The following is a 25300-nucleotide window of genomic DNA, read 5'->3' on the forward strand; positions in this document are numbered from 1 at the left end:
ATTAAACTCCAACTACAATTGCAATGATCGCACACAACTCTAAGATTATCGGTGAAGGATTAACTTACGATGATGTTCTATTAGTTCCCAACTATTCTAACGTTCTTCCTCGTGAAGTAAGTATCAAGTCAAAATTTTCAAGAAATATAACTCTTAATGTCCCTATTGTATCTGCTGCTATGGATACCGTTACCGAAAGTGCTATGGCTATTGCAATGGCACAAGAAGGAGGAATAGGTGTTTTGCATAAAAACATGACTATCGAGCAGCAAGCAACTAAAGTTCGTAAGGTAAAACGTGCTGAATCAGGTATGATTATCGATCCAGTAACTTTACCATTGAGTTCTACCGTTGCTGATGCAAAAAATGTTATGAAAGAATTTGGTATTGGCGGTATACCTATCGTTGATGAAAATAAAATTTTAAAAGGTATTGTTACTAACAGAGATTTGCGTTTTGAAAAAAACAATGCAAGGCCTATTGTTGAGGTAATGACAAGTGAAAACTTAGTTACTGTAGCCGAAGGAACTTCCTTAGAACAAGCCGAAGTAGTATTGCAAGGTCACAAAATTGAAAAACTTCCTGTAGTGGATGCTACTTATAAACTAGTAGGTCTTATTACTTTTAGAGATATTACTAAATTAACCCAAAAACCTATTGCTAATAAAGATGTTTTCGGGCGTTTGCGCGTAGCTGCAGCGATTGGGGTTACGGGTGATGCCATACAAAGGGCTGAAGCTTTGGTAAATGCGGGTGTCGATGCAATCATTATCGATACTGCTCACGGACACACACAAGGCGTGGTGAATACCTTGAAAGAAGTTAAATCTAAATTTCCTCAAATTGATGTTATCGTGGGTAACATTGCAACTCCTGAAGCAGCTAAATTTTTAGTTGAAAACGGCGCTGATGGTGTAAAAGTAGGTATCGGTCCAGGTTCTATTTGTACGACTCGTATTGTTGCAGGTGTAGGTTTTCCTCAGTTTTCTGCAGTGCTTGAAGTAGCTGCTGCCTTAAAAGGAACTGGTGTTCCTGTAATTGCTGATGGTGGAATTCGATATACAGGGGATATACCTAAAGCTTTAGCCGCTGGTGCCGATTGTGTAATGTTAGGTTCACTTCTTGCAGGTACCAAAGAATCTCCAGGTGAAACCATTATTTTTGAAGGTAGAAAATTCAAATCATACAGAGGAATGGGTTCTGTTGAAGCTATGGAAACAGGCTCTAAAGACCGTTACTTTCAGGATGTTGAAGATGATGTGAAAAAATTAGTTCCAGAAGGAATTGTAGGTCGTGTGCCTTACAAAGGAGAACTAAATGAAAGTATGTTACAATTCATTGGTGGTCTTCGTGCTGGAATGGGATACTGTGGTGCAAAAGACATTCCTACGCTACAAGAGACTGGACGTTTTGTTCGCATTACTGCTAGTGGTATCAATGAAAGTCATCCACATAATGTGACAATAACAAAAGAAGCTCCTAATTATTCAAGATAGTTCGTGAGCAAATTTCAGATGGATATTTGAAATAGCTTTAGGGTTACAATAAATTAAAACCATTAAGAAAATTACATAAGCGTTCAATTGCTGTTGAAACTTAATTTTCTTAATGGTTTTTTTATGGAAAAAAGGCTAAGATCTTAAAAAGGCAGCAATTTTTTTCTTCTCGCCTGCAATCCATAAAATATCGCTTTCCTCTAATACTAGGTGAGATTCAGGATTTAAGGTTCGTTTTCCGTTGCGTTCTATACCAACAATAATACCATGGGTATTTTCTCGAATTTGCGATTCTCGAATACTTTTGCCAATACAAACGCGGTTTTTTAATTCCAGTTTTTGAAGAATAATATCAGTCTCAACCACTTTTTCGGCAACATCAATTTCGTTTTTATCCAAGTAGATTTTGAATTCCTTAACTTGTTTATCCGTTCCGATAACACTTATTTCATCTCCAGGAAACAATCTTTCGGTTCGCAAAGGAATATTAATTACTACTTCACCTCTTTTAATTGAGGCGATGTTGATTTCAAACTGTTCTCTAATTTTTAATTCTTCAAGAGTTTTCCCAGCTAAATTAGATTCTTTGGCAATATCAAACTCTGTCATGTGTCCGTCCCAAGGCGAGAGCGTATTTTGTCGTTTATTTTCTTTTTTAATTTCTCGATCATTGTAGTTGGTCATAAAATGATCTTCAATTTTATGATAAACGGCATGTAATTTTTTCGGGAATAAGATATAAGAACCAATGGCAATTAAAAAAGCAATTGCAGCAATTCCTGCTGAGAAAAAAGTATTTAAAATAAACCCCACGTAAAATAATGAAAGCGCTATTCTAAAAAGTACCAACATGATAATTGGGCCATAATGTTTTTTTTGCTCCAATAAAATTTGAACTTGTTTGACTGCAACTCTTCTTAACGATAGTGCCCACAAGAAAGGTGATAATATAATCAATGTGATAAGTGCGGCAATAGCATTTCCAAATTTTGAATTTTCTACTAACGGAAGTATAAAAGTTGAAGAAAGCAAAATGATGGCAACAATAATGATAGAGTGCAGAACAACTTGTGTAAGATAACTTCTCATTACAATTTGCCAATTGCTTAATGATTTTATTTCTTCGGTATTAGAGCTGTACAATTGAATTCTTTTCACCCATCTTTTAGGAAGTTTCTTTTCAACAAAAACCGAGAAAGGTTCGGCAAACTTGACCATGAAAGGCGTAGTAAAAGTGGTAATTGCAGATACGGCGACTACAATGGGATATAAAAAATCACTAGTTACTTTTAGGGTGGTTCCCAATGTAGCGATGATAAATGAAAATTCTCCAATTTGAGACAAACTCATACCGGATTGTATGGATTGTTTAAGCGGTTGTCCGGATAGCAATGAACCTATTGAAGAACTGATGGATTGCCCAAAGATTACGATTAATGTCAAAACAGCCACTGGAAAAGCATATTCTAGCAGTGTATTGGGATCAATTAACATTCCTACAGATACAAAGAACACCGCACCAAATAAGTCTTTTACAGGCTTTACAAGATGTTCTATGTGTTCTGCTTGCGTAGTTTCGGCAATGATAGATCCCATAATGAAGGCGCCAAGGGCCGGGGAAAAACCAACATTTGCGGCAAAAATCACCATTAGTAAACACAAGGCTAACGAAATAATCAACATCATTTCATCAGTTAATAAATGTTTGGCTTTTTTTAGTAATGTGGGTATAAAAAAGATTCCGACTACAAACCAGATCGTCAAAAAGAAAATCAGTTTCAATACGGACTGCACCAATTCCATTCCAGAAAACTGCTGACTCACCGCAACTGTTGAGAGTAAAACCATCATTAAAATGGCAATAATATCTTGAACAATAAGAGAACCAATTACGTTACCCGCAAATTTTTGCGATTTTACGCCCAGTTCATCAAAGGTTTTTAAGATTATGGTAGTAGAAGAAATAGATAATATTACGCCAAGAAAGATACTGTTCATTTTACTCCATCCCAAAAATTGACCCGTAAAAAAGCCCAATGTCACTAGTGTAATTATTTGTGTAAACGCTGTGATAGAAGCCGTACCGCCCACTTTTACCAGTTTTTTAAAACTGAACTCAAGACCTAAACTGAATAGTAAAAAAATAACGCCTATCTCGGCCCAAACTTTTACACTATTAACATCTTTTACTGTTGGGAAAAAATCAAATTCAGAACTGGCTAAAAATCCTGCAACCAAATACCCTAAAACCAAAGGCTGTTTCATAATTCGAAATAACAATACAGCTATGGCAGCAGTGATTAAGATTAAACCTAAATCAGTTATTAAATCGGGTAAATGAACTATTGAAGCGGATAAAAAGGGAAACATAAATTTTGAATTTTTACTAAAATAACAAAAAAATCTGCTTTTATCAAGTGACAAAAGCAGATTTTAGAAAAGTATAACAATATCGAGGTTTAGACCCCTAAGAAATTGCTAGGTGTAATTTGCATTAATTCGGCTTTTATAGCTTCAGATACATCTAGTGTTGCAATAAAACCATGAATAGCGTTTTTATCAATCTCTTCATTAGTTCTTGTCAACCCTTTCAAGGCTTCATACGGATTTGGATATCCTTCACGACGCAAAATAGTCTGAATTGCCTCAGCAACAACAGCCCAGTTTTTCTCTAAATCTTCGTGAAATTTAGGTTCGTTCAAGAGCAATTTATTCAATCCTTTCAAGGTAGCTTCAAATCCTATGATGGTATGACCTATTGGGACACCCACATTTCTTAAAACAGTACTATCAGTTAAATCGCGCTGCAATCTAGACAAAGGTAATTTCGCCGAAAGGTGCTCAAAAATAGCATTGGCAATGCCTAAGTTTCCTTCTGAGTTTTCAAAGTCAATAGGATTTACTTTGTGCGGCATGGCTGACGATCCTATTTCGCCTGCTTTTATTTTTTGCTTGAAATACTCCATAGAAACGTACGTCCATATGTCTCTATCCAAGTCAATAATAATAGTGTTTATTCTTTTTAACGCGTCAAAAAACGCTGCAAAATGATCGTAATGTTCTATTTGAGTGGTTGGGAAAGAGTGGTGTAATCCTAAAATATCTTCTACAAATTTACCTCCAAATTGTTTCCAATCAATTTGTGGGTAAGCTACATGGTGGGCATTGTAATTTCCAGTAGCACCGCCAAATTTAGCTGCAAACGGGATATTGAACAACAAACGCATTTGCTCCTCTAGTCGTTCTACAAAAACGCCAATTTCTTTACCCAATCGAGTAGGTGAGGCAGGCTGTCCGTGTGTGCGTGCTAGCATAGGCACGTCTTTCCATTCCACGCTTAATTCTTTCAACTTTGCTGTCAAAGCGATTAACGAGGGCATGTATACTTTTTCAAAAGCCTCTTTAGTCGATAACGGAATCGCAGTATTATTAATGTCTTGGGAAGTTAACCCAAAATGAATGAACTCTTTGTATTGTGATAAACCTAGTTTTTCAAAAGCATCTTTGATAAAGTATTCTACCGCTTTTACATCGTGGTTGGTTACTTTTTCTGTTTCTTTAATCCAAAGGGCATCTTCTGTCGAAAAGTTTTGGTAAATGTTGCGTAAACTTTCAAATAAATCCGAATTCACTCCAGCAAGTTGTGGCAAAGGCACTTCGCACAAGGCAATGAAATATTCAATTTCAACCAGTACGCGGTATTTGATCAAAGCTTCTTCAGAGAAAAATGGAGCTAAAGAAAGGGTTTTACTTCTATATCTTCCATCAATTGGAGAAATAGCATTCAATTCGTTTAAAGTAGTCATTGTTTAGTTGTTTGTTCGAAAGGCACAAAAATAGTTATAAGTTACAAGTAATGGATTATAAGTTTAGACTTTTATTGCTCTAATAATTGATTTTTTGCCATTGCTATTGCCATTCTTATGGTATTTTATGTAGTAATTTATTTTTCATGATTTCAACTCCTTTCGAAGCCATTTCAGGAATCACTTGCAGTTGATTTCTCAAATTCGGAATTTTAATCGGTTTGGGGTCAATGTAAAATAGTGGTGTTGTCACTTTCGTAAAATCAATCAAACCTGCCGCCGGATACACTTGTAACGACGTGCCTATCACGGCAAAATAATCAGCAGTTTCTGTAATCGAAACGGCTTCTTCTAGTGCAGGAACTTCTTCGCCAAACCATACAATGTGTGGACGCAATTGATTTTGATTTTCATCAAAGTCGCCAAAATTCAAATCTTCGGTCCATTTTAATATATAATCAGGGTTGCGTGTGCTGCGCACTTTTAACAATTCCCCATGCAGGTGCAATACTTGCGTACTGCCAGCACGCTCGTGCAAATCGTCTACATTTTGAGTGATGATATGCACATTAAATTCCGACTCCAATTCTGCTAAAATATAATGAGCTGCGTTAGGAACAACCTCTTTGAGCTGTCGGCGCCTTTGGTTGTAAAAATCAAGTACCAAAGCAGGATTTTTATACCAACCTCCGGGCGTGGCCACATCTTGAACATTATGCCTTTCCCAGAGGCCATCACTATCCCGAAAGGTTTTAATACCACTTTCCGCACTAATTCCAGCGCCAGTCAAAACTACTAATTTCTTTTTCATGTTCTATTTTTTTTGGGCGTGTTCGCCGCGGCGGCCGGGCTTTCTGCTATATCTTTATGGGCAAAAAAAGCCCATAAAGGATGCCGCGTCAATCCCTCACGCAAATCCCGTAAGCGTACTTCGTTTAACTTTCAAAGCACAATTCGTAATAGATCAATACTAGCTGTTCTTTAAAAGATAAAACTAGTCTTTTTTACTATTTTTGCCAAAAAATAATCCCAAATGATCGATTTAAAATATCTCGAGTTTCTTGAAAATATCCTCACAGATAATCGCAAAGAGAAATTCTTGAAAGTATTGCAAAACAGAACCAAACATTTTACTATAGCCGTTGAAGATGTGTTCCAAATGCACAACACCAGCGCCGTGATGCGTAGTTGCGAGGTTTTTGGTATTCAAGAACTGAACGTAATTGAACAGCGATACGGAAAAAGTATCGATAAAGAAATTGCCATGGGTGCCCAAAAATGGGTTGACATTAACACTTTCGATAGTGTAACAACTTGTGTTGACACTTTAAAAAAGAAAGGCTACCAAATTATCGCTACTACACCACACGACAACGATTGTTTGATGGAAGATTTTGACATATCTAAACCCAGCGCCTTATTTTTTGGCACCGAACGCGATGGTTTATCTGAGGAAATCTTGCAACGGGCCGATGGTTTTTTAAAAATCCCAATGGTAGGTTTCACCGAAAGTTTGAATATCTCCGTTTCGGCAGCTATCATCATTCAAAATTTAACCAATAGATTGCGAAGTTCTAATATTAATTGGTACTTAACCGAAAACGAAATCCTAGAAAAACGTTTGGCTTGGGCCAAAAATTCTATTAAAGATATCAAAAGAATTGAAAAACGGTATTTTGAGGAAAACCCAAAGTAGTGTAAAAAAAACTTTAATTATATTGTAAAGATTTGCTGCGGCTTAGGGAGCAGCGAAGCACAAAATTTAGATTCGTATTTTGATGATGTGATCATTGATATCACGGATTAAAAATTCGTCAGGTCGGGAATATTTTTATACAGTTAGTAATCTTGTTAATTGATGTCTTCAACCTCCAGAATTACATCTCTATTCATATTTGATACTCGCATATCCTACCCAGTGTTTTTGAGTGGCTATAGCTGTAGTTCCCATACCTAAATCTTCTACTTTTATAAGTTCATGATCAATACTTGATGCATAGTTTAAAAAAGTCCCTGTCAAAGGTTTGTTGTACAATGCTTGATTTAATTTATTGGCAAAACTCACTCCAAATGGCACCGAATAACGACCACACCAAACCCATTTATATTCTTTGTAATCTGTATTTTGGACGGTGTATTCGGTAAAGGTTTTTACTTTTTCAGTACTAATTTTGTTTATTAAACACTTCTCAATAATCTTCATGTCTAGAGCTCTTGCTTTTTTAGTACCTTCATCATCAACTCCAAAAGGAGCTAAATCGCCATTCCAATTTTCAGTTCCATAATGTACCGCATCGTTAGAAATGACAACTGCTACATCCTTACCATATGTAAGATGCTTTTCTTTTAAAATTTTCGCTACCACATCAGAGAGAGCATTGCTATTGCTATCAATTGTTTCGTAATTGATATAAGGCACCAGTATTGGAATAATTTGTAGGTTCTTGTTTTTGCGATGTAAAAAAGGTATAATAGCTTCTAGTGAATGTTCTAACTCTTGCATATCGTTATGAACTAGATAAGATGATTTTGGCAGTTGCGCCATAATTTCAGCATTTAAATCAGACACTTTTAAATCACCATAAGGCGATTGCCAATGTGTGAAATCTCCAAAGATGATTTTGTCTTGAAGTTTAAAGTTTCGAGCGCGATGTGCAACACCAATTAAAATAATCGTGTTGGCGTTAATTCCTTTAAGCGATTCGTAATACAAACGTCCGGCGTATTTATAATCGTCATGCGGGCTTATAGCTGCTTTCCATTGCATATTATTTTTAGAATCCTTAATGCCTAAACGATTATAAATAGAATCTAATTGCCAATTGTATTTTGTAAAACCAATCGTATCATGCACAGGCCTAACTCTCTTTTCTAGTGCTAAGACTTGTGCTGGATTTTTGACATTTTTTTTACTTGTACAACTGAAACAACACAAACAAATCAAAATAAATAGTAATCGCATATCAAATTTTATTTTAAGCAATTTACGTTAAAAATAGCTTTTTTATTTACCTATCAACTATGGTATTTTACTATTTTGTTTTATGTTTTGCAAATTGGCTTTTTTATGTTAGACTTTTAAAACTCAAAATTATAAATAAGGTATTGCTTCTCTCTTTTAAAAAAGTCAAACAGCAATTTCCTATTTTTTAGGTATCAAATGCTTGAATGCTTCTGGATTGGCAATTGCAATCAGAAAACCAATGAGTATTGCTAGGATAATTATCAACAAGAAAGTCACTATTAATAAAACAATTACAGCTATCATTCTAAAAAGAATTGCTTTCAGTGTTTTTTCTGGATATAAATTGCGACACATCCAAATAAAGACTACGGGTAAGCTGATGATCGAAAAATTTGATAATTGTAAAATAAGTGCTTCATTTGATTTAAAAATATATATTAACGGGTAAAGCACAAAGAGTGATAAAAGGGTATAAAAACACATCAAATATGTATTAATAATGATGTGTTCGTAGTAATTGTGGCCCCATTTGCGGAATGCTATCTTGGTGCAAAAAGCATAAAAGGGGATGCTCAATAGAATGAGAAATGTTGAGTAACTTGAAGCAAATGACATGTATTTTGTCATAAATGATTTTGTTACCGCTTCATTTGCGAAGGCATTTGCACTAATTTCTCCAAAACCAATAACTTTAAAACTAATAAATGCCGAGATACCGCTCAAAACAAACAAAAGTAAAATAGGTTTGTAATGGTTTACACGGTTACCGTCAATAAATTCTTTTGCTGTTTTTCCTGGATTTTGAATTATCTTTTTAACAGAGTAGAGAAATCCTTTATTTGTATGTAAAAAAGTATATTGAATTTCATCCCAAATATATTTTTTGTCGATGCGTTTGTATTTTTTTTGACCACAATTTGCACAAAAGTGTGCAGTAATGCTTTGGTTACAGTTGGAGCAGGACATTTCCATATCTTTAATTTATATGTTTCTAGACTTGATTTCAGTTATTATGGTATTGTATATTACAAACAGGGGTAGCAGAGTAATAGCAATCACTAAACAGGGGATAAATAAAACAGGGTTAAATGGTTTGTTTGTGTAAAGACTTATCATTGTTCCTAGAGCCAAAATAAATATAACTCCAAAACCAATAAGCACTCCTTTTAGTGTGTTTTTTCTTTTTATTAGATCTGAATCATTCATTTCTTGTAATGTGCTTTTTTTCATAGATGTTGTTTTATTGAAGTGAAAAATACTATGATTTATTCTATTAGTTGCGATGTATTGTTATTTATACTCTTTTAATTCCTGTGCTAATATATAAATTAATACGAATATGCATGTCAAATTAGTATTGTTATCGTGTAAATCATGTTAAATTTATATGGATTGGATGATTGTATTACGAGAATAATTCACTTTGTACGCTGTAAGTACGAATGTTTATTATTTAATTTCGAGACTTCAATTGTTAAGAGTGTATAGTTTGTAAATGGTGCGTAATTATGCACTGCTTGACAAAAATGAATGTAATTTTTGAACAATCTACTTAGATAAATGTATTGAATAACTCATAAAAAAAAAGTAGAATTTCATAATGAGTTCAATTGAAATAATAATCTTAAGTAGTTGATTATAAGTAAACCATTTCAACGTATCTATACTTTGATAATAGTTGGTTTTAAGCCTGTTTTCTTAATTTCGAAATGGTATAATTTATAGCGCTCTCTTTTTGAACAAGAGCATTTAAATTGGCAAAGCGATTAGTCTTTATGATAATTAAATATGGTTTTAATTCTCTAGCATAGCTTAGTAGAATTACGTTACAAAAAAAAAACGACTTTCTAAATAGTCGTTTTATCTATTACCCAAAGTCGGAATTTAAAAATTTGTTTCGCTCTCTAGTTGTATGTCTTTGATATCGTTTGGATTCATTTTATAGCGGTAAACCCCTTTGTTCCCAATTGCAAATAAGGTATTGTCTCGAATAATTACATCAAAACAATTTTTGTCGATTGAGTGAACCAAAACCGGTTCTACCGGATTTTCGATATTAAATATTTTTATTACATCGTCGCAAACTAATAGGTATTTTGCAGTATAAAAACCAATCCCTTTGGGTTGCATGAGATTTCGACTGTGAATTAATTTGGGGTTTTTAAGATCCTTAGTGTCGTAAACTTGTAAAACGTTGCTGTTATTGCCACAAGTAGTATTTGAGTTCAAGGTTACATAAGAATGTGTACTATTTGCAATAACAGGGTCGCAAGCGGTAAAGTGTCGTACACTTGATAATTTGGTTGGGTTTTCAGGATTGCTAATCGAATAAATAAACATTCCGTTTCTAGATCCAATAAACAAGTTGTCTTCGTAAGAGAACAGCGTTTCGATGTCAAAGCCAATAGGAATATCGTTCACTTTAACGGGTTTTTCGCCATCTATTAACGAAAACACATTTAATTTCATATGGTCTACGCTATATAGATAATTGCCTTTTAAGGCAAAAACAGCAAGGGAACCGCCTTGTCCAGTACTATCGTTTGATGCGCTATCACTGTTAGAACAACTGATTGTAACTATCAAAAGGAAGAAGAATATAATTTTTTTCATGATTATTTTTTTAGATTCCAGTCAATTATAATTTCATTGTCTTTTGTGTAGCCAAATGTCCCGTTTGGTGCTTGCTTTTGCGGAAACACATTTTTATTTCGGTTAGTAATCTTAAAAATTCTTGTGGCGGGATCGAACGTTGCTGTGACTAAATCTACAGCTTGATTAATGTATACAATATTGCCTTTGATAGCTAAATCAGTGGCTCCTGGCGCCTTTATGAAATAGAGTCGTTCAGGTTTACTTGGATTTGCATAATCGTAAACATGAAAACCTTTGTTGACATCATTAATAAACATTAAATCTCCTTTAACGTAAATTTTTCCTGATTTAACAATGGGCTGTGTGTTTTGAAAAACGATCGAAGTTTCTAGGACGCTACGAGTAATAATTACGGGTTGGTATTCTTGTCTCGGAAAGTTAGTGGAATCGGTTGTTGGCCAGCAGGAAACAAACAAAATTGAAACCAGCAATAGAAGTACTGTTTTTTTCATAGTCTAATGTTTCCTTAAAGATAACTAAAGGTTTTTTTGGTTGCGTTACCTTTTGGTTAAATTTAGATTCACAAGGAATTAGCAATCAGAAATCTATTGGTTTAATTCAAAGAGGTTTTCTAAAAAAGCGATTTTTTCTTTTTCTTCCCAAAGTTTGGTGTAAACGAGTAAGTTCAAAAATTCGGTTTTACTGGCGCCAAACAGAAAAATAGTATCTAATTTCTTGTCATTGTATTTCCAAATGATATAACCAAGTGTTGCATTTTCCTTTATTTTCGACACATTAAATTTTTGTTCTTTGTAGTAATCTGAATCCCATTGGTAAAAAAGACTAACCTGTTCAAATGCAGTTGCAGTATTCTTGTAAAAAGGGTAGGCTTTCATTAGATTTCTTGCAACAGCAATGACTACACCGTCATTATTTTTTAAATAGGTCTGCCCTGAATCTGCTGTGGTATTTAATATTTGCCATTTCCCTGGTATTTTTACAGCTTCGGTAGCGGTTTTTACGGTCGTGTAATCATTGCTTTCTTGGCAGAGTGCTTTGTACGGTAAAGCTATAAGCAGTAGAATGATCAGTTGTTTTAAAAGGGGACTGTTTTTTTTAGGTTTCATCGGTGATTTTAAATTGGTTTTTGCTAATGATTAGTGTTCGGCTGAATTTTAATTTTTCAGAAAATTCTATTTTGGCAACTAAAATACAATTTCTTTTCTTCCAAAATTTAAAATGTTTGGTCAAAAAAAATCACATTAACTATGATGTTGCATATACTAGTTATTGCTGTTTATTTTTCGTGAAAATTTCTTTTACGCCTCCTTTAGTTACCACAATTGAATTGTAACTGCCATTTTCGTTAGCTATAAATTCTACTGTTCTATCATTGTCATCTGATCTAAAAAATTTTGTTTTTGATTCAGGGAAAAGTTCAAGTTCCATACTATTGTAATAAAGTTTGGTACCCATTTTTATGATTTCAATTGTGCCAAATTGCCCTTTGTACTGATCATAAATGAATGGGTTTACCTTTATTTTTTTGTGTTTGTAGGGCAATGTAACTTCTTTTTTAAAAACCAGCGCCGAAAGTCCGTAGGCAATGATATGTGAAAGAGATTCATTATTGGAAAGCACAGTGACCAAAACGCGATCTTTTGTAAAGCGGTTAAAGGATGTCATAGCTCCAAAAAAGCCTCCATCATGCGCAATCAGTTCATGACCGTGATTGTAAAATGGATTGATTACAAAACCATATCCCCAATTTTGTGTATTATAAGGTGTGAACATTAGTTTTTTCATTTTTTCGGATAAAAGGGTTGTGCCATAAAGAGCTTTGTCCCAAAGAGCCAAATCTTCAACAGTTGCGTACACACCATCATGACCATAGTTAATGTCCCAATTGATATAAGGGTTACTAACATAGTGATCATTTTCTTTGATATAATTTTTAGCGTTGTTAGGAATCAATGCGTCACTAGTAATTACACCAGTGTTGTACATACCTGCTTTTTCAAATATATTTTTTTGAAGATAGGTGCTGTACTTTTTGCCAGAAACAGATTCTATAATTTTAGCTAACAAATAATAGCCAATATTGCTGTAGGCTGTGTTTGTGCCGGGTTCAAATTCATAGGGCATTTTTTTTATTTCGTTGTAGGCTGAATTAGCAGACATGGTACTTGTTGCAATATTTTTGAAACCCATGGCTAGTCCAGACGAATGGGACAACAGCATGTGTATGGTAACCTGATTTGCTTTGGGGTAGTCAGGTATGAAACGACTTAGCGGATCATTCAGAGATAATTTTCCTTCCTGCACCAGTTGAAGGATTGCCGCTGCAGTAAATTGTTTTGTAACCGATGCCAATTGAAATTTAGTGTCAATCGTATTTTTAATCTTTTGTTCGTAATCAGCAAAACCATAAGCTTTTTTGAAGAGTACAGTATCGTTTTTTGATACTAAAACAGTACCGCTAAACTGATTGATATCATGCTGTGCTTGCATGTATTTTTCAATAACTGTAGCTGTATTTTTTTGACAAAAAAGAACCGTTGGCAAAATTGTGAATAGGAGTACTGCGAGACTTACACTAGTTTGATTTCTATTTTTCATGATCCGTTTTACAGTTGATAAGTACTTTAGTTAATAGTTGGTCCAGAAGAACTATTTCATTTTCAGACAATCCGGCTAGAGCATCTGTTCTATTTTTTTGAATAGTGGGAATGAGTAAAGCAATGGTTTCAATTCCTTTTTGTGTAATTTCAAGATTGAATTTGCGTCTGTCAGTCTCATGAATTTTCCGACTGATGTAGTCCTTTTTCACCATCAAATCAATAATTCTTGTTATAGAAGCATTATCTTTAAAAATCATTTCTGCTACTTCTTTTTGGGAATACTGAGGATTTTTGTGAAGAATTATGAGCACCAAACATTGGTCAACGGTGATATCATGTACAATGGAACTTATTTTTTTTTGAGCCATTTTTCGGTATTCTTTTATTGTTTGCTCTAAGGTGTAAAGTACCGTGCCTGTGGGATTTGTATTTTTCATTTTTTACTATTTGATACAAATATAATTGATATATCAATTAAAAATACATTTTTAATGAAAAGTATTTTTTTTAAATTTTAAAGAGGTTTGCGCCCTTATGTTATTATAATGAGGTGATTGACTGGTTTGAAGAGTGTTATGAAACTACTAGGAATTGTATATTGAAGTAGGCTTTACCAATCGAAAACTTAGCTTTGGAAAACTTGCAAAACATTATTTCGTCTAGTTTAAGTTTTATGCGGCACTTCTTTTTTCGCATCAGGTCCTAAGAACTTGCTTTTTAATAATCGAGTAAGTGTTAACAGGGCCAATAGCGCACAAATAAACGCAAGCGAAAGAGTTAGTTTGGTTTGTTTTACAACATAGAATGATAGCGGTGGTCGTATTTGTAAAGTATGCATTCCGATTAAATGGGACACTCTCAAGTAACAAATAGCTTTGCTCCAACTAATGATGAACCAATTTGAATTATCATTAAATTCACCAGCGCTATGGTTTAATCGTGACCCCATTGCAAAAGCTTCAAATGATAAAATAACGAAAATAAGAATGTCCAATCAAATATTCCAAAATAGTAGTCAGGTAAAGAATATATAAATTTAGGAAATACTAAATTTGAACTTAAATATTTTTTGCTGTTATTAAAAAAATATCACGCTAAAAGCTGTTTGGGAATAAATTAAGCCCATTCCCTATATTTGTCATCCGAGTGATAAGGAATAAATAAAGTAAATCATTACAAATATAACACCAACTTTACATTAATTTTTACACCTTAGTTTATTATAATCTTTGAGGATAGAGATATTATTTTTCATCATTTTTTAATGTTATAATATCATCAATCAATTGCTCCATTTCTAGTTGTAGTGTCCCGTTGTAAATACCTCTAATTCTTTTATTTTTGTCGACTAAAATAAAATGTTCTGTATGCAAAAACTCTGAACTGTCTTTACTAAAACCAATATCTTCTTCGGCAAAATACGATTGACGTGCTAGACTATATATTGTTGCTTTTTTTCCCGTAAGGAAGTGCCAGTTTTTATTAGTAATTCCATAATTCGATTTAAATTTCTTTAATACACTTGGGTTGTCAATCCATGGAGTTACAGAATAGGATAAGAAAACGATGTCTTTATTATCTTGTAAACTATCTGAGACTATTTTTAAATTCTTAGTCATTGCTGGACAAATACTTCCGCAGCTTGTAAAAATAAAATTTGCTACATGAATTTTATTCTTAAAAACATTTTGATTGATTAATATGCTATCTTGATTTAGAAACGAAAAATCAGCAATAGTATGACGTATACTCCTTTTAATTGCTGCTTTGTTTTTTAAAAATATAGGTGTAAAATTAGGCTCATTGTAATAAGGCAACGCAATGGAATTATCTTCCTTCTTAGAACAACTGAAGAGAATTAAACTACTTACTATTAAAAATACTATCCGATACATTTTTACAATTTTTAGTTCCTAATAAACCATATCTCTTACCGTTAATTATAACATAATTTGCTTTAATCTTTCCGTTTTCATAATACAATTGTTGACTACCATTCTCTTGACCATCTTTATAATGAAAATCTTTAAGTAATAATCCATTGCTATTCCATTCTTTAAATTCATTGGTATATTCATCATTAGATACTGAAAATTCAAATTTTCTCTTCCCATTTTCCCACCAACCTTTATGAACACCTTCCTTTTTTCCATCAATATACAACCGTTCTTCTGCTAGTTGTTTGTTAGCGTACCATTTTTTGGTGATGCCTTCTTCTAAACCATTTAAATAGGGTTTAATAAAAGCCGTATCTCCTTGTTTATATAAAGAGTATTGGATTCCAGAAAATTTTTTATTGTTAAAGTAAATAGTATCCTGATGCATTTGAAATAAATAATTTGAAGCATCTTTGTAAACTAATGGAACTTTTTTTAATGGTTTAGAAAAAACAATTTTCTTCTCTTCATTTTTACAAGAAAAGAAGAAAATTAGTGTAAAGAGTACAATTTTTTTCATTATTGCGTAACTGTTCCAGGTGTACCATAAAATCCGTTGCCATTTATGTACGGAGCAGTATTCGAAATATGATAATGATAAATTCCTGAAGGAAAATCAATAGTAACATGAGTGTGACCATGATAAACATCAAGATTAGAAGGGTCTGTATTATTTTCTTCTTTAGGGCCATAAACAGGAAACCCATCTAATAAGAAACCCAATAACCCCCATTTGGTTGCACCAGATTTAACCGTTGTTAAATAATAGGGTTCAACATGGTAATGGTACATACCTGATGCTTGTGGATGCCCCCAAGCTTGGTCAAAACCATTTACTTCTCCACCCAGCGAAACACCTCCAGCAGCATATTGATTAAAAAAAGGAACGCCATCTAGCGCCACACCCATAACACCCATTGGTGTGGCGCTATGGGTTGTTGCAACTTTAGGATTTAAAGGTATTTTTAAGGTAATTGTTTGTGCAGTAATATTATTTGGAGCCCTGATAAATGCGCCACCAGTAAACGATGGATTAGTTGCAGATGGAGTGAAGGCTTCATACAAAGAATTAGTATTAGCCCAATAAGCACTTTTGTGGTTGGGTTGATCACTGGTTTTAATGGTAATAAAAGTACCATCAGAAGTAATACTTGTAGCTCCATATATTTTTGAATAAACAGATGGAATTGCAGTTGATTGCGTAGTGGGTGGAGGCGTATCATCATCTTTAGAACAACTAAAAATGGTTAAGGCAATTGCTAAAATATTTACAGTAAAAAAATGCTTTTTTGATTTCATACTATTTAATTTATTAATTGGACTTTTCTTTTTTGAAATGGTTTAACGATTTCGTAATCAATACTTCAATTCAACACTGCTATTTATTTTCTCGTTATCCAAATATACTACTTTATTAATTATTTGCTGAATAAACATTTTAGCTTTTTTAATTAGCAAAAGATTTTTCATAATATGTTCGATAGCAGATTTACCTTTGCTGTTTTAATGGATATTTGCAATGATTTAAATAAATGCATTCCAAATAAAAAAATCTGAACGGAATTTTTTTATATTATAAAAGTAAAGTCAGTCTGTGAAAAAACTTCCGTTTGCTTGTGAGTAAATATTGCAAATAAAGTCACACAAAAAACAGGAATTATTTGTTATAAATTTAAAGGTTTTTTCGTTAAAACTCCTTTAAAAGTGAGCCGTTTTATGATGCTTTACTTTAATTACCATTTATAAAAAATGCTTAAAGCCAGAGACATTTGCGCTGCAAGTTGGTTTGTTTTGGTTCCGTTGATGAATTTCATACTTAAATGTACAAAAAAACAGCAATGAGTTATACAAATTATTTGAACGATTTTTAACACAATAAAATTAACCGTATAAATAGAGGTTATTAGACAGTTTGACGTTTCGAGGCTTTGCTGGGTTGCGAACTTCATAACCGATTATTTTCTGTTAAAGATAAAAATTCTTGCGAAACGTGAACTAACTACAAAATTAGCAATCTTGCAAAACCGCTGTCAGCGGATAGTTCCTTTATTTATTCAAATATTCTACGTTTAAATAATTCTTTCATTTTTTCAAAATTCTGTTTTGGCTTTTTGCAAATATATATTCTCTGATACAATTCTTCTTCGTTGTCCGTATAAGGATTATAAATGCTTTTCACAAGAGTTATTTCTTCAAAATAAGGATTAAAAAAATCTCCAACTTGATAACTTAATGCAATTATCGTTTTTGGCATTACTTCATTAGGTGACCAACTATAAAAACTTCCGTGATAAGAAAATGTTTTTGGCAAATTATATTCTTTACCTAATAGATTAACTGCTCCTGCTTGACCATAATGTTTTCCCCAAATTAGGCAATTATGTTTTTCCTTTACGGGCAAACTGTCATAAACTTTTTTCAGTTCAGTCATTGTTACTTTCCACTTTTCTTTCGTATAATATTCATCATATTTCACAGCATATTTTCCACCATCAATATCTTTCTTTTCATATTTGTAAATGGATTGCAAATAATGATTGAAAGTATAAACTGTCATTCCGAATGGAATTAATATTGAACCTAAAAACAACAGAATGCTAATAGGAAATATAATCCATTTATGGTTTTGAATTATGTTTTGTTCCCAAAATATTGCTCCAAAAGGTAAGATTGTTAAAATTATTGGGAAAAAATAATATGATTTTCCGTTACTGAATACCAATGAAAAAAACGATAAAATAATTGAAAATCCTAATACTTTATAGAGTTCGGTTTTGTTAGATTTGAACATATAAACTATTGCAGGAAAAATCAAAATAAGCGAAATTGGATTGGTTGCAAGAATCAAATTTTTCAAATTATTTAATCTCGAAAGTTTATCTAATTGCGTTTCGTATAATCTGCTAAACATTTGTAGTGCAGGAAAACTATTTACATATTGCCAATAAATATTTGGAAGAATTACTAAAAAAGCAATTACAACGTGTAATCCGATATTCTGCTTAAATAATCTTTCTCTAGTTCTATTAAAAAAGAATAATGACGATAATCCAAAAATAAAAAATAAAACATCATACTTGAATAAAAAACCAATTACTGAAATAATGGCTAAATAGGTTACATATTTTTTGTTAAGATATTTTGTATAACGAACTAATTGGTAAAAACCCAAAACCCAAAAAAGTTGCCCAAAAACAACAGGTTGAAAAAGTTGTTGCGAACGCCCAAATGCTGGTGCAATAATTATACATAATAAAGTTAAAAATAGTGCTTTGTTTTTTCCGCCTAATTCTAAAGTGATTTTTGCAACATAAATAATTATTAAAATGCTAGATATATGAGAAAATAAATGATGAATATATAAAGAATTAGAATTAAAAAGATTTTGAATATAGGCTAAAACTCCAATTAATGGAGGGAATTCCATATAACCAAATGCCAAATGATTTCCTGTTTCGATATGTAATAATTCATCGCCTTGAAAACCTGAATGATAATCAGCAATTAGATGAAGTGATAATTTTATTACGCAAAAAAATACAATTATTAGTTTATTCTGTTTTGTCATTAGATTCTATTTTTTAGCCTCGCTCGGGCATTTCCGCTAATGTCATTCTGTAAAAAAAAAAAAAAACTAAAATCAACCTCTTGATAAATACATATTTGAGTTTATTCTTTGGTAAGCCTTCGAATATTTTCTAGATTTGAAGAGGTTTTTTCACAGCCTTACGTTTTGCCGCTTGGCGCTGTAGCGGCTGCGTGAACGATTATTTTCTTGCTAAGATAGATTTTCCAGAGGAAAATTGAACGCGATGCTAAAGAAAAAAATAGCTATTGTGCTAAACCGCTGTTAGCAGTTCGCCCAAATTCTATTTTATGTTTTTGTAGTTCATTTAATTTGTTCGTCAATTTTTCTTTTTCGTTGCTTTCATTTGTCCTAAACCGCAAGATCGGGAAATCATACTTTTCCAATATTCTATCTTTCATTTTATCTCTGTCGGCTTGCTTTGTTCCGTCTTTGTGAAATTCAAAGCCATCAACTTCTAATCCGAGAACAGGAAATTTACCAAGTTTATTGTAAATCAAAAAGTCTAAATGTGTCAGTGAGTTTGATGCGTATTTTACTTCTTTTTCGTCTAACCTTGAAAAATCTTTAATTAGTTGTCTAATAGGGAAGTGCAGAAGAACGTCATACTTCGAAAATATGTCTTCCGATAAAACCTGTTTGATTAGTCCAAACATTAAATTCTCACTGTCGAACGCTGAAACATTTCCTGATTTTCTGATGATTTTTGCTCTTTCTTCTTCGTAGCCTTTATACAACAAATCAAAAATTGAGTTTAACTCACTTTGAACAATAGAAAAGTTATTATATTCAATATATTTTATCAGGTCAGAAATATTGTTATCGCTTTCATTGTCATTTCCATTGACAACTAATATCAGTTGTTCAACAGCTCTGGAAACAGCTACATTTAATCGATTTGGATTATCCGTAAATTCTGAAATTTCGTTGTCAACAGTTGAAAGTATGATGACTTCATTTTCTCTGCCTTGAAACTTATCAACTGTGTCAGCTTTTATTGAAGTTCCTTGAAATGTTCTTTGCAATGCGTTTGTTTGATTGCGATATGGCGTAACAATACCTAAATCCACATTTTCAAGTTTTTCTTTTGAGATAATTTCCTGTTTAATAATGTCTATTTGCCGTTGATTCATTCGCTCTCTTGCATGATTTCCTTGTACTGTTTTATAAACAAGAAGAGGTTGGCGTTTGTCTGTGTATTCTGTATGAACAATAAGTTGATTGTCATAAAATTTCTTATTGCAAAATTCTATGATTTTTGGGTGACAACGATAATGTTCTCTCAATAGTGTCTTTGGAACATTGGGGAATAATTCAAGGATAGAAGATAGCAAACTGTGATTTGAATAGCGATAAGGTTTTTGCAGTTTATAAGAATTGAAAACCAAATCTGTTTTCTCTTGCATTTCAGCATCAACCACGTTTGGCAATTGCTTAATGTCACCAACAATTACCGCTCGTTTTGCACAAGACAAAGCAAGTGCACCTGTTGCTAAATCAACTTGTGAAGATTCATCAATAATCACATAATCGTAAGAAATTTTATCAGATAAACTTTGCCTTAATGAGTAAGTTGTACTCATAATAACAGGGTAATCTTTGATAAATTCGTCTGATTTATAACGAAGTTCTGAAATGGTGTATGGTTCTCGTTTTTGTTTATTGTACTTTTTGCACAATTCTGCTTTAAGAAGTTGCATTGACGTTTGTGTGTATTCTTTCATTTTGTTGTCAAATGCAAAATTCCTTAAAGAGGTTTCCAATAATTCTATTCTCTCTGTCAGTTCACTAATTTTAGTTGGATAATACTTTGATTGACAAATGAAAATTATTTCACCGAGTGAATTTGTATAAAATGATTTATCCTTAATTCCATATTTCAGCCTAAAAATGAGCCTTTTGATGAAGCCGACTTCCTTTCTTCTGTTTGTAAATGTTTCAATTATAATCCAAAATTGAAGAATTTTTTCGGCTGTAATATTTCTTTTAAACTCTACTGTTTTCTCTGCATTGTCTTTATATGTTTTTTTGAAATGTTTGTATTCTGTTTCAATGTTTTCAAGTTGAAGTTTTAATAAAGCCAACTCATTTTTCTTGTCAAGATTTTCGGAAAGGTGAGTAACAAGCGTTGTTGCTTTTTCTTTCAAGTTTGCTTTTTCATTGTCAGACAAATTGAATTGCGATAAATCGGGAATTTCTCTTTGAGAATCAATGAAATCTTTTTTGTTTTGAGAGTTTCCAAGAAGTGCCGCTATAAATTCAATGCCGTATTTTTCAAGTTTTTCATAAACATTTTTTGTTGCAGAGTTATTGCTTGAAACAACGGCAACACTTTGCCCATTCAAAACAGCGTTAGCAATGATGTTCAGAATGGTTTGTGTTTTGCCTGTTCCTGGAGGTCCTTCAATTACGCTTAGATTGTTAGAAAATGCAATATTTACTGAATTTCTCTGACTTAGGTTAAAACCAAAAGGAAAAAAATCCGGGTTTGTAGTGCTTACACTTGTTGCAGATAAAGAGCTGTTTAAAAAACCTGCAAGAACACAATCTTTAGTAATTTCAGAAATGCTGTCGTAACTTCTTGCAAGAATATTGCTTCCTTCTTCTGTTTTTAGTCCAACCGTGTCGGCAATTTCTTTTAGGTAATTGAAAACGTTAAATGCTTTGTCGCTGCTAACAGCTGTTCTTACGATTCTTGCTCTCGTTTTGTTATAAAAAAACTCCTTGTTTCCATTTTTGAAAACGATACATATTTTGTCGCCTTTATACGAATATTGAGCAATTCTGTCGGTTTCGTCTTTTTCGTCAATGTATATCAGTTCTCTTTTAAGTGACATTTTCTATGATATTTTTTTACTGATTCCGTGTTTTAGTATGATGTAGTTTATGGGCGACTGCTGACGTCAGTCTGTGAAAAATCTTCGGTTTACTTACAAACAAATATAGCAAAAAAGTCACGTAAAGACAGGATTTTTCGTATTTTTAATAATGCAACATATCCTAGGTATTTCTCGTCAACAACTGCGTTTTATAAGTTTAGAAGATACAATAAGTCCCGATAACCAGGTGCGATTTATAGATGCCTTTGTCGAATCTATAGACCTCTCTAAGCTTGGTTTTTCGGTAAAAACGCTCAAAACTGAAGGTCGCCCAAGTTTTAATAGTAAAGTGTTTCTAAAGATCTATTTATATGGGTATCTCAACGGAGTCAGAAGTGCTCGAGATTTAGAAAAGGAATGTTCGAGAAACATGGAAATACAATGGCTTTTAGAAGCTATTATACCTAATTACCACAGCATATCCGATTTTAGAAAAAACAATCCTATTGCCTTGAAAAAGCTATTCAAACTCTATGTTCTTTTTTTAAAAGATGCCGATTTGATAGGTTGCGAAACCATTGCTATCGATGGTACCAAAAGCCGAGCCCACAATAGCAAGAAAGCCAATTTCAATCAAAAGAAAATCGACAAACATGTAGATTATATTGAAGTAAAAAACCAAGAATACTTAGATGCTTTGGAAGAAAATGACGCCAAAGATAACCCCGCTATAATTCCTGCCTTGCCGGCAGGCAGGCAAAATATCCAACAAAAGTTAGACCACAGCATCCACAAAGAACACTACGATCGAATGCACCAAAAACTGACTCAAAACGCACGCTATGCCAAGCAAATGGTGCGAGTGAGAAGTAAAACCGTAGAACCAGTAATAGGAACATTGGTCAATTTTACCAATATGAAATGCGAAGCATTCACGAACACCATTTAAAATCAATAAAAACTTGTGAGTAATCGCGTAAACACAAGAGGAATCAAGCAAGCCAACAAACACGTTTTAATGGCAGCGTTGACCTATAATCTTAAGAAATACTTGAAGTTTATCACCAAAAAAACAAAAACAAAAGCCGGAGTTGTAAGTGAAATACAAGCAAAAGTACCAACTTCTCTAAAAACAGCTTTCATAGACTTGAAAACCGACTTTTTAAGGCATTGTATTTTTACAAACTACAACCTAAAACCAAAAATAAACCTCGCTTAAATATCCTTAAACGAGGTTGTTTTTTATCCTTATCTTGAAATTTTACTTTTTTAAGAGAGTTGCGCAACAGCTACGTGTGTTGGCGGTAGTTTTTTTAGCATAAAAGCCACCATAAAGTAAAATAATCTAACTTTCCGTTTTTAAAATAAAACAAAAAAGCATCATCCTCAACTTTCCCCAAATAAAATCTAGCCCTAACATTATTCGGATTCTCTAAATTTTCAATTTCTATTTTTGGAAATATTTTTTTAAATTCTTTTAAAGTTGTGTTTTTGTCTAATGTAATATTATGACTAATTATTTTAAAAGAATTATTTTTTGCAAATGCCATATCAAATAATACGATATGATTATTTGTAGTAAATTTTATATTTTTATCATATATGGTCGTGATTTCACCATTAAATCTATCAAACGTACCCTTTTCTTTATTTTCAACACCATAAGTTTTCACCATCCATTCTTTGTCTAGCCATTCAAATGGACTTCCACATTCCCAAAGTGTTGTTTTTAGCGAATCATTTTTCTTATATATAGCATCAAATTCATTTTTTAATAAAATTACTTTATGTCCATTAATTAATGAATTTTTAATTTCAATAAATTTCGAGTTGTAAATAGAATTGTTATTTAGTTTTTCCTTTTTTTCAATTATTGTATCTTTTCCTTGTTGATTGGTTTTTGGGAAATTATCATTTGTTTGTACGCTAACATTTTCATTTTTCTTCTGTTCATTTTTTTCATTTTTGCAACTTATAATTGTTGCTAGTGTTAAAATGAATAGTGTTGAAATTATATTTTTTATCATTTTAAATTTTGTTTCAAGTTCTGTTCTGTAAAATTACCGCCAACGTCCCGCTAGTAGGCGATGGTCGGGCTAAATAAAGCAATTATTTTCGGATAATCACTAATTTCCCAAACACAAAACCATTTTTCCATTAAGCCTAATGCCCGACTATTGCTTACTAGCTGTTGTGCGATCGCTTTTATTTTTTAAATTCGATATATTTTTTTCCGCAATCATTTAATTTCACATAGTAATTCATTGCATTTCCAGAATTTTGGATTGTAATTTCATTTTCATTAAAAAGTCCATCAATTTCATTTGGTAACTCTAATTCTTTTTCTTCATAATTTTCATCATCTTGATTAGAAACGTCGCCACGATATTCAGACCATTTAATTCCTTCTAGAACTATATAAATTTCATTTTCCTCAATATTTCTTGAAAAACTAACTTTACCATTTAAGTTTCGGGATTCAGATTTATAATTATAATAATATTCCCCATTCTTTTTGGTTATTTTTATTGTTAAATTACAAGTTTCTATTTCATTTTCATTGATTTTAGTTTTGTAAATACCTTCTATACTTTTAGGTAAATCGACTATTTTGTATTCCGTTTCTTGTAAATCTATTTTTAAATTTTTGTTTGTTTTAGAATTTATCCAATTGCCAAAAATATTTTTGCCTTTAGTTTCGATATTAATTTGAGCAACTTTATTATCGAAAAAATCAAACTCATCGAGAACCATTTTATTGTTTAATAATTTTCCTTTCAGTTTTATGTCAATTCCTTTTTCCTGATAAAAATAGAACCCTTTTATTATTCCGTTAATGCTTTTCAGATGAAAAACAACATTTATCTTTTTGTTTATTGTTCCGGTATAATTTTTTTCGAAATCTTTAGTTAGATCATTTATGGAATCAAATAATTCTATATTTTCAGTTACGTTATTTTCGATTTTATCTTTCGATTTTGAATTACAAGATAAATTCAAAATAATTATTGAGAAAAGTATAAATTTTATTTTCATATTTCTTTCTGTTTTCTGTCGTGTGAAAGTGTCGCACAACGTTCTGGCACTACAGCGGGTTTGGGACTAAATTAAGCCCTATTTTCGGATTTGCCAAATCATCCCAAATACAAAACCAACTTCCCATTGAGCCAATTGCCCAAATCCGTTGTAGTATCTATGTAAAAGCATAACTTAGAGTTACTAAAAACGAAGATTATGCAATTACAAGATGCCTTAACTATTCCAAAGATATTCATTGGTTTAGATATTCACAAAAAAAGCTGGAGCGTTTCCATTCAAACGGATTTGTTTTTTCACAGAACGTTTTCAATGCCTTCTGTTGCCGAGGATTTATACCAATATGTGGAGCGAACATTTCCAAATCACGAAGTAGCTTTAGTTTACGAAGCAGGATGTTGCGGATTTTCTGCAGCGCGCTATTTTTTAAAATTAGGTT

Annotated in this window: 22 protein-coding genes and 2 pseudogenes; 5 read left to right on the forward strand and 19 right to left on the reverse strand. The window is 32.6% G+C overall.

Features of this window, described 5'->3' with window-relative positions:
- Positions 1-23 precede the first annotated feature (23 nt).
- Complete coding sequence (guaB, locus tag IQ05_RS14340; protein WP_144894094.1) at positions 24-1496, forward strand: IMP dehydrogenase; 1473 nt, start codon at positions 24-26, stop codon at positions 1494-1496.
- Positions 1497-1631: 135 nt separating this feature from the next.
- Here guaB and IQ05_RS14345 read toward each other — a convergent pair whose 3' ends face one another.
- The 3 genes from IQ05_RS14345 to IQ05_RS14355 form a co-directional block, all read right to left on the reverse strand.
- Positions 1632-3866: a cation:proton antiporter domain-containing protein gene (locus tag IQ05_RS14345; protein ID WP_144894097.1), complete on the reverse strand. Its 2235-nt coding sequence runs from the start codon at positions 3864-3866 to the stop codon at positions 1632-1634.
- 89 nt (positions 3867-3955) lie between these two features.
- Positions 3956-5302 (reverse strand): adenylosuccinate lyase, encoded by a 1347-nt coding sequence (purB, locus tag IQ05_RS14350; RefSeq protein WP_144894099.1) that lies wholly within the window; start codon positions 5300-5302, stop codon positions 3956-3958.
- A gap of 115 nt (positions 5303-5417) precedes the next feature.
- A complete protein-coding gene (locus IQ05_RS14355; RefSeq protein WP_144894101.1) occupies positions 5418-6113 on the reverse strand; it encodes an SIR2 family NAD-dependent protein deacylase in 696 nt (231 codons plus the stop codon).
- Positions 6114-6335: 222 nt separating this feature from the next.
- Between IQ05_RS14355 and IQ05_RS14360 the strand changes: the two genes are divergently transcribed.
- Positions 6336-6998, forward strand: a complete 663-nt coding sequence (locus tag IQ05_RS14360; RefSeq protein ID WP_144894103.1) for a TrmH family RNA methyltransferase — start codon at positions 6336-6338, stop codon at positions 6996-6998.
- 189 nt (positions 6999-7187) lie between these two features.
- Here the strand turns inward: IQ05_RS14360 and amrB are convergent, their stop codons facing one another.
- The 14 genes from amrB to IQ05_RS14430 all read right to left on the reverse strand — a co-directional run bounded on the left by amrB (position 7188) and on the right by IQ05_RS14430 (position 21843).
- The gene (gene amrB / locus IQ05_RS14365; protein WP_144894105.1) at positions 7188-8264 is read right to left on the reverse strand and encodes an AmmeMemoRadiSam system protein B; all 1077 of its coding nucleotides are present in this window, start codon (positions 8262-8264) and stop codon (positions 7188-7190) included.
- A gap of 180 nt (positions 8265-8444) precedes the next feature.
- Entirely contained in the window at positions 8445-9239 is a 795-nt protein-coding gene (locus IQ05_RS14370) for a DUF3667 domain-containing protein (protein ID WP_144894107.1), read from the reverse strand.
- 9 nt (positions 9240-9248) lie between these two features.
- On the reverse strand, positions 9249-9497 hold the full coding sequence (locus IQ05_RS14375; RefSeq protein WP_144894109.1) for a hypothetical protein: 249 nt from the start codon (positions 9495-9497) through the stop codon (positions 9249-9251).
- Between the two features lie 654 nt (positions 9498-10151).
- Positions 10152-10880 carry an LVIVD repeat-containing protein gene (locus IQ05_RS14380; RefSeq protein ID WP_144894111.1) on the reverse strand — a complete coding sequence of 243 codons (729 nt, stop codon included), beginning with the start codon at positions 10878-10880 and terminating at the stop codon, positions 10152-10154.
- A gap of 2 nt (positions 10881-10882) precedes the next feature.
- Positions 10883-11374, reverse strand: coding sequence for a hypothetical protein (locus tag IQ05_RS14385; RefSeq protein ID WP_144894113.1), 492 nt, complete (start codon positions 11372-11374; stop codon positions 10883-10885).
- Between the two features lie 93 nt (positions 11375-11467).
- Positions 11468-11989: a hypothetical protein gene (locus IQ05_RS14390; RefSeq protein WP_144894115.1), complete on the reverse strand. Its 522-nt coding sequence runs from the start codon at positions 11987-11989 to the stop codon at positions 11468-11470.
- A gap of 160 nt (positions 11990-12149) precedes the next feature.
- Entirely contained in the window at positions 12150-13481 is a 1332-nt protein-coding gene (locus IQ05_RS14395) for a serine hydrolase domain-containing protein (protein WP_144894117.1), read from the reverse strand.
- Positions 13471-13920 carry a MarR family winged helix-turn-helix transcriptional regulator gene (locus IQ05_RS14400; RefSeq protein WP_144894119.1) on the reverse strand — a complete coding sequence of 150 codons (450 nt, stop codon included), beginning with the start codon at positions 13918-13920 and terminating at the stop codon, positions 13471-13473. Before IQ05_RS14400 ends, IQ05_RS14395 begins: the two co-directional genes overlap by 11 nt.
- A 227-nt stretch (positions 13921-14147) precedes the next feature.
- The gene (locus IQ05_RS15470; protein WP_144894121.1) at positions 14148-14432 is read right to left on the reverse strand and encodes a hypothetical protein; all 285 of its coding nucleotides are present in this window, start codon (positions 14430-14432) and stop codon (positions 14148-14150) included.
- A gap of 295 nt (positions 14433-14727) precedes the next feature.
- Positions 14728-15378 (reverse strand): SCO family protein, encoded by a 651-nt coding sequence (locus IQ05_RS14410; protein WP_144894123.1) that lies wholly within the window; start codon positions 15376-15378, stop codon positions 14728-14730.
- Complete coding sequence (locus tag IQ05_RS14415) at positions 15347-15940, reverse strand: toxin-antitoxin system YwqK family antitoxin (protein ID WP_144894125.1); 594 nt, start codon at positions 15938-15940, stop codon at positions 15347-15349. Before IQ05_RS14415 ends, IQ05_RS14410 begins: the two co-directional genes overlap by 32 nt.
- Complete coding sequence (locus IQ05_RS14420) at positions 15940-16719, reverse strand: YHYH protein (RefSeq protein WP_144894127.1); 780 nt, start codon at positions 16717-16719, stop codon at positions 15940-15942. The genes IQ05_RS14415 and IQ05_RS14420 overlap by 1 nt, the downstream gene beginning before the upstream one ends.
- A gap of 751 nt (positions 16720-17470) precedes the next feature.
- Complete coding sequence (locus tag IQ05_RS14425; RefSeq protein WP_144894129.1) at positions 17471-18988, reverse strand: ArnT family glycosyltransferase; 1518 nt, start codon at positions 18986-18988, stop codon at positions 17471-17473.
- Between the two features lie 263 nt (positions 18989-19251).
- On the reverse strand, positions 19252-21843 hold the full coding sequence (locus tag IQ05_RS14430) for an AAA domain-containing protein (protein WP_144894131.1): 2592 nt from the start codon (positions 21841-21843) through the stop codon (positions 19252-19254).
- A 151-nt stretch (positions 21844-21994) separates the two neighbouring features.
- Here IQ05_RS14430 and IQ05_RS14435 point away from each other — a divergent pair.
- Positions 21995-22651: pseudogene (locus IQ05_RS14435) on the forward strand (transposase); the annotation flags it as partial.
- A 138-nt stretch (positions 22652-22789) separates the two neighbouring features.
- On the forward strand, positions 22790-23044 hold the full coding sequence (locus tag IQ05_RS15475) for a transposase (RefSeq protein ID WP_208653374.1): 255 nt from the start codon (positions 22790-22792) through the stop codon (positions 23042-23044).
- A 94-nt stretch (positions 23045-23138) separates the two neighbouring features.
- Here IQ05_RS15475 and IQ05_RS14445 read toward each other — a convergent pair whose 3' ends face one another.
- Both IQ05_RS14445 and IQ05_RS14450 read right to left on the reverse strand, forming a co-directional pair.
- A complete protein-coding gene (locus tag IQ05_RS14445) occupies positions 23139-23852 on the reverse strand; it encodes a hypothetical protein (RefSeq protein ID WP_144894133.1) in 714 nt (237 codons plus the stop codon).
- Positions 23853-24030: 178 nt separating this feature from the next.
- A complete protein-coding gene (locus IQ05_RS14450) occupies positions 24031-24861 on the reverse strand; it encodes a hypothetical protein (protein WP_144894135.1) in 831 nt (276 codons plus the stop codon).
- Positions 24862-25059: 198 nt separating this feature from the next.
- On the opposite strand from IQ05_RS14450, the pseudogene IQ05_RS14455 reads away from it, so the two are divergent.
- Positions 25060-25300, forward strand: a pseudogene (locus IQ05_RS14455) (IS110 family transposase); the annotation flags it as partial.

The sequence above is a fragment of the Flavobacterium tiangeerense genome, assembly GCF_007830355.1.
Lineage (GTDB): Bacteria > Bacteroidota > Bacteroidia > Flavobacteriales > Flavobacteriaceae > Flavobacterium > Flavobacterium tiangeerense.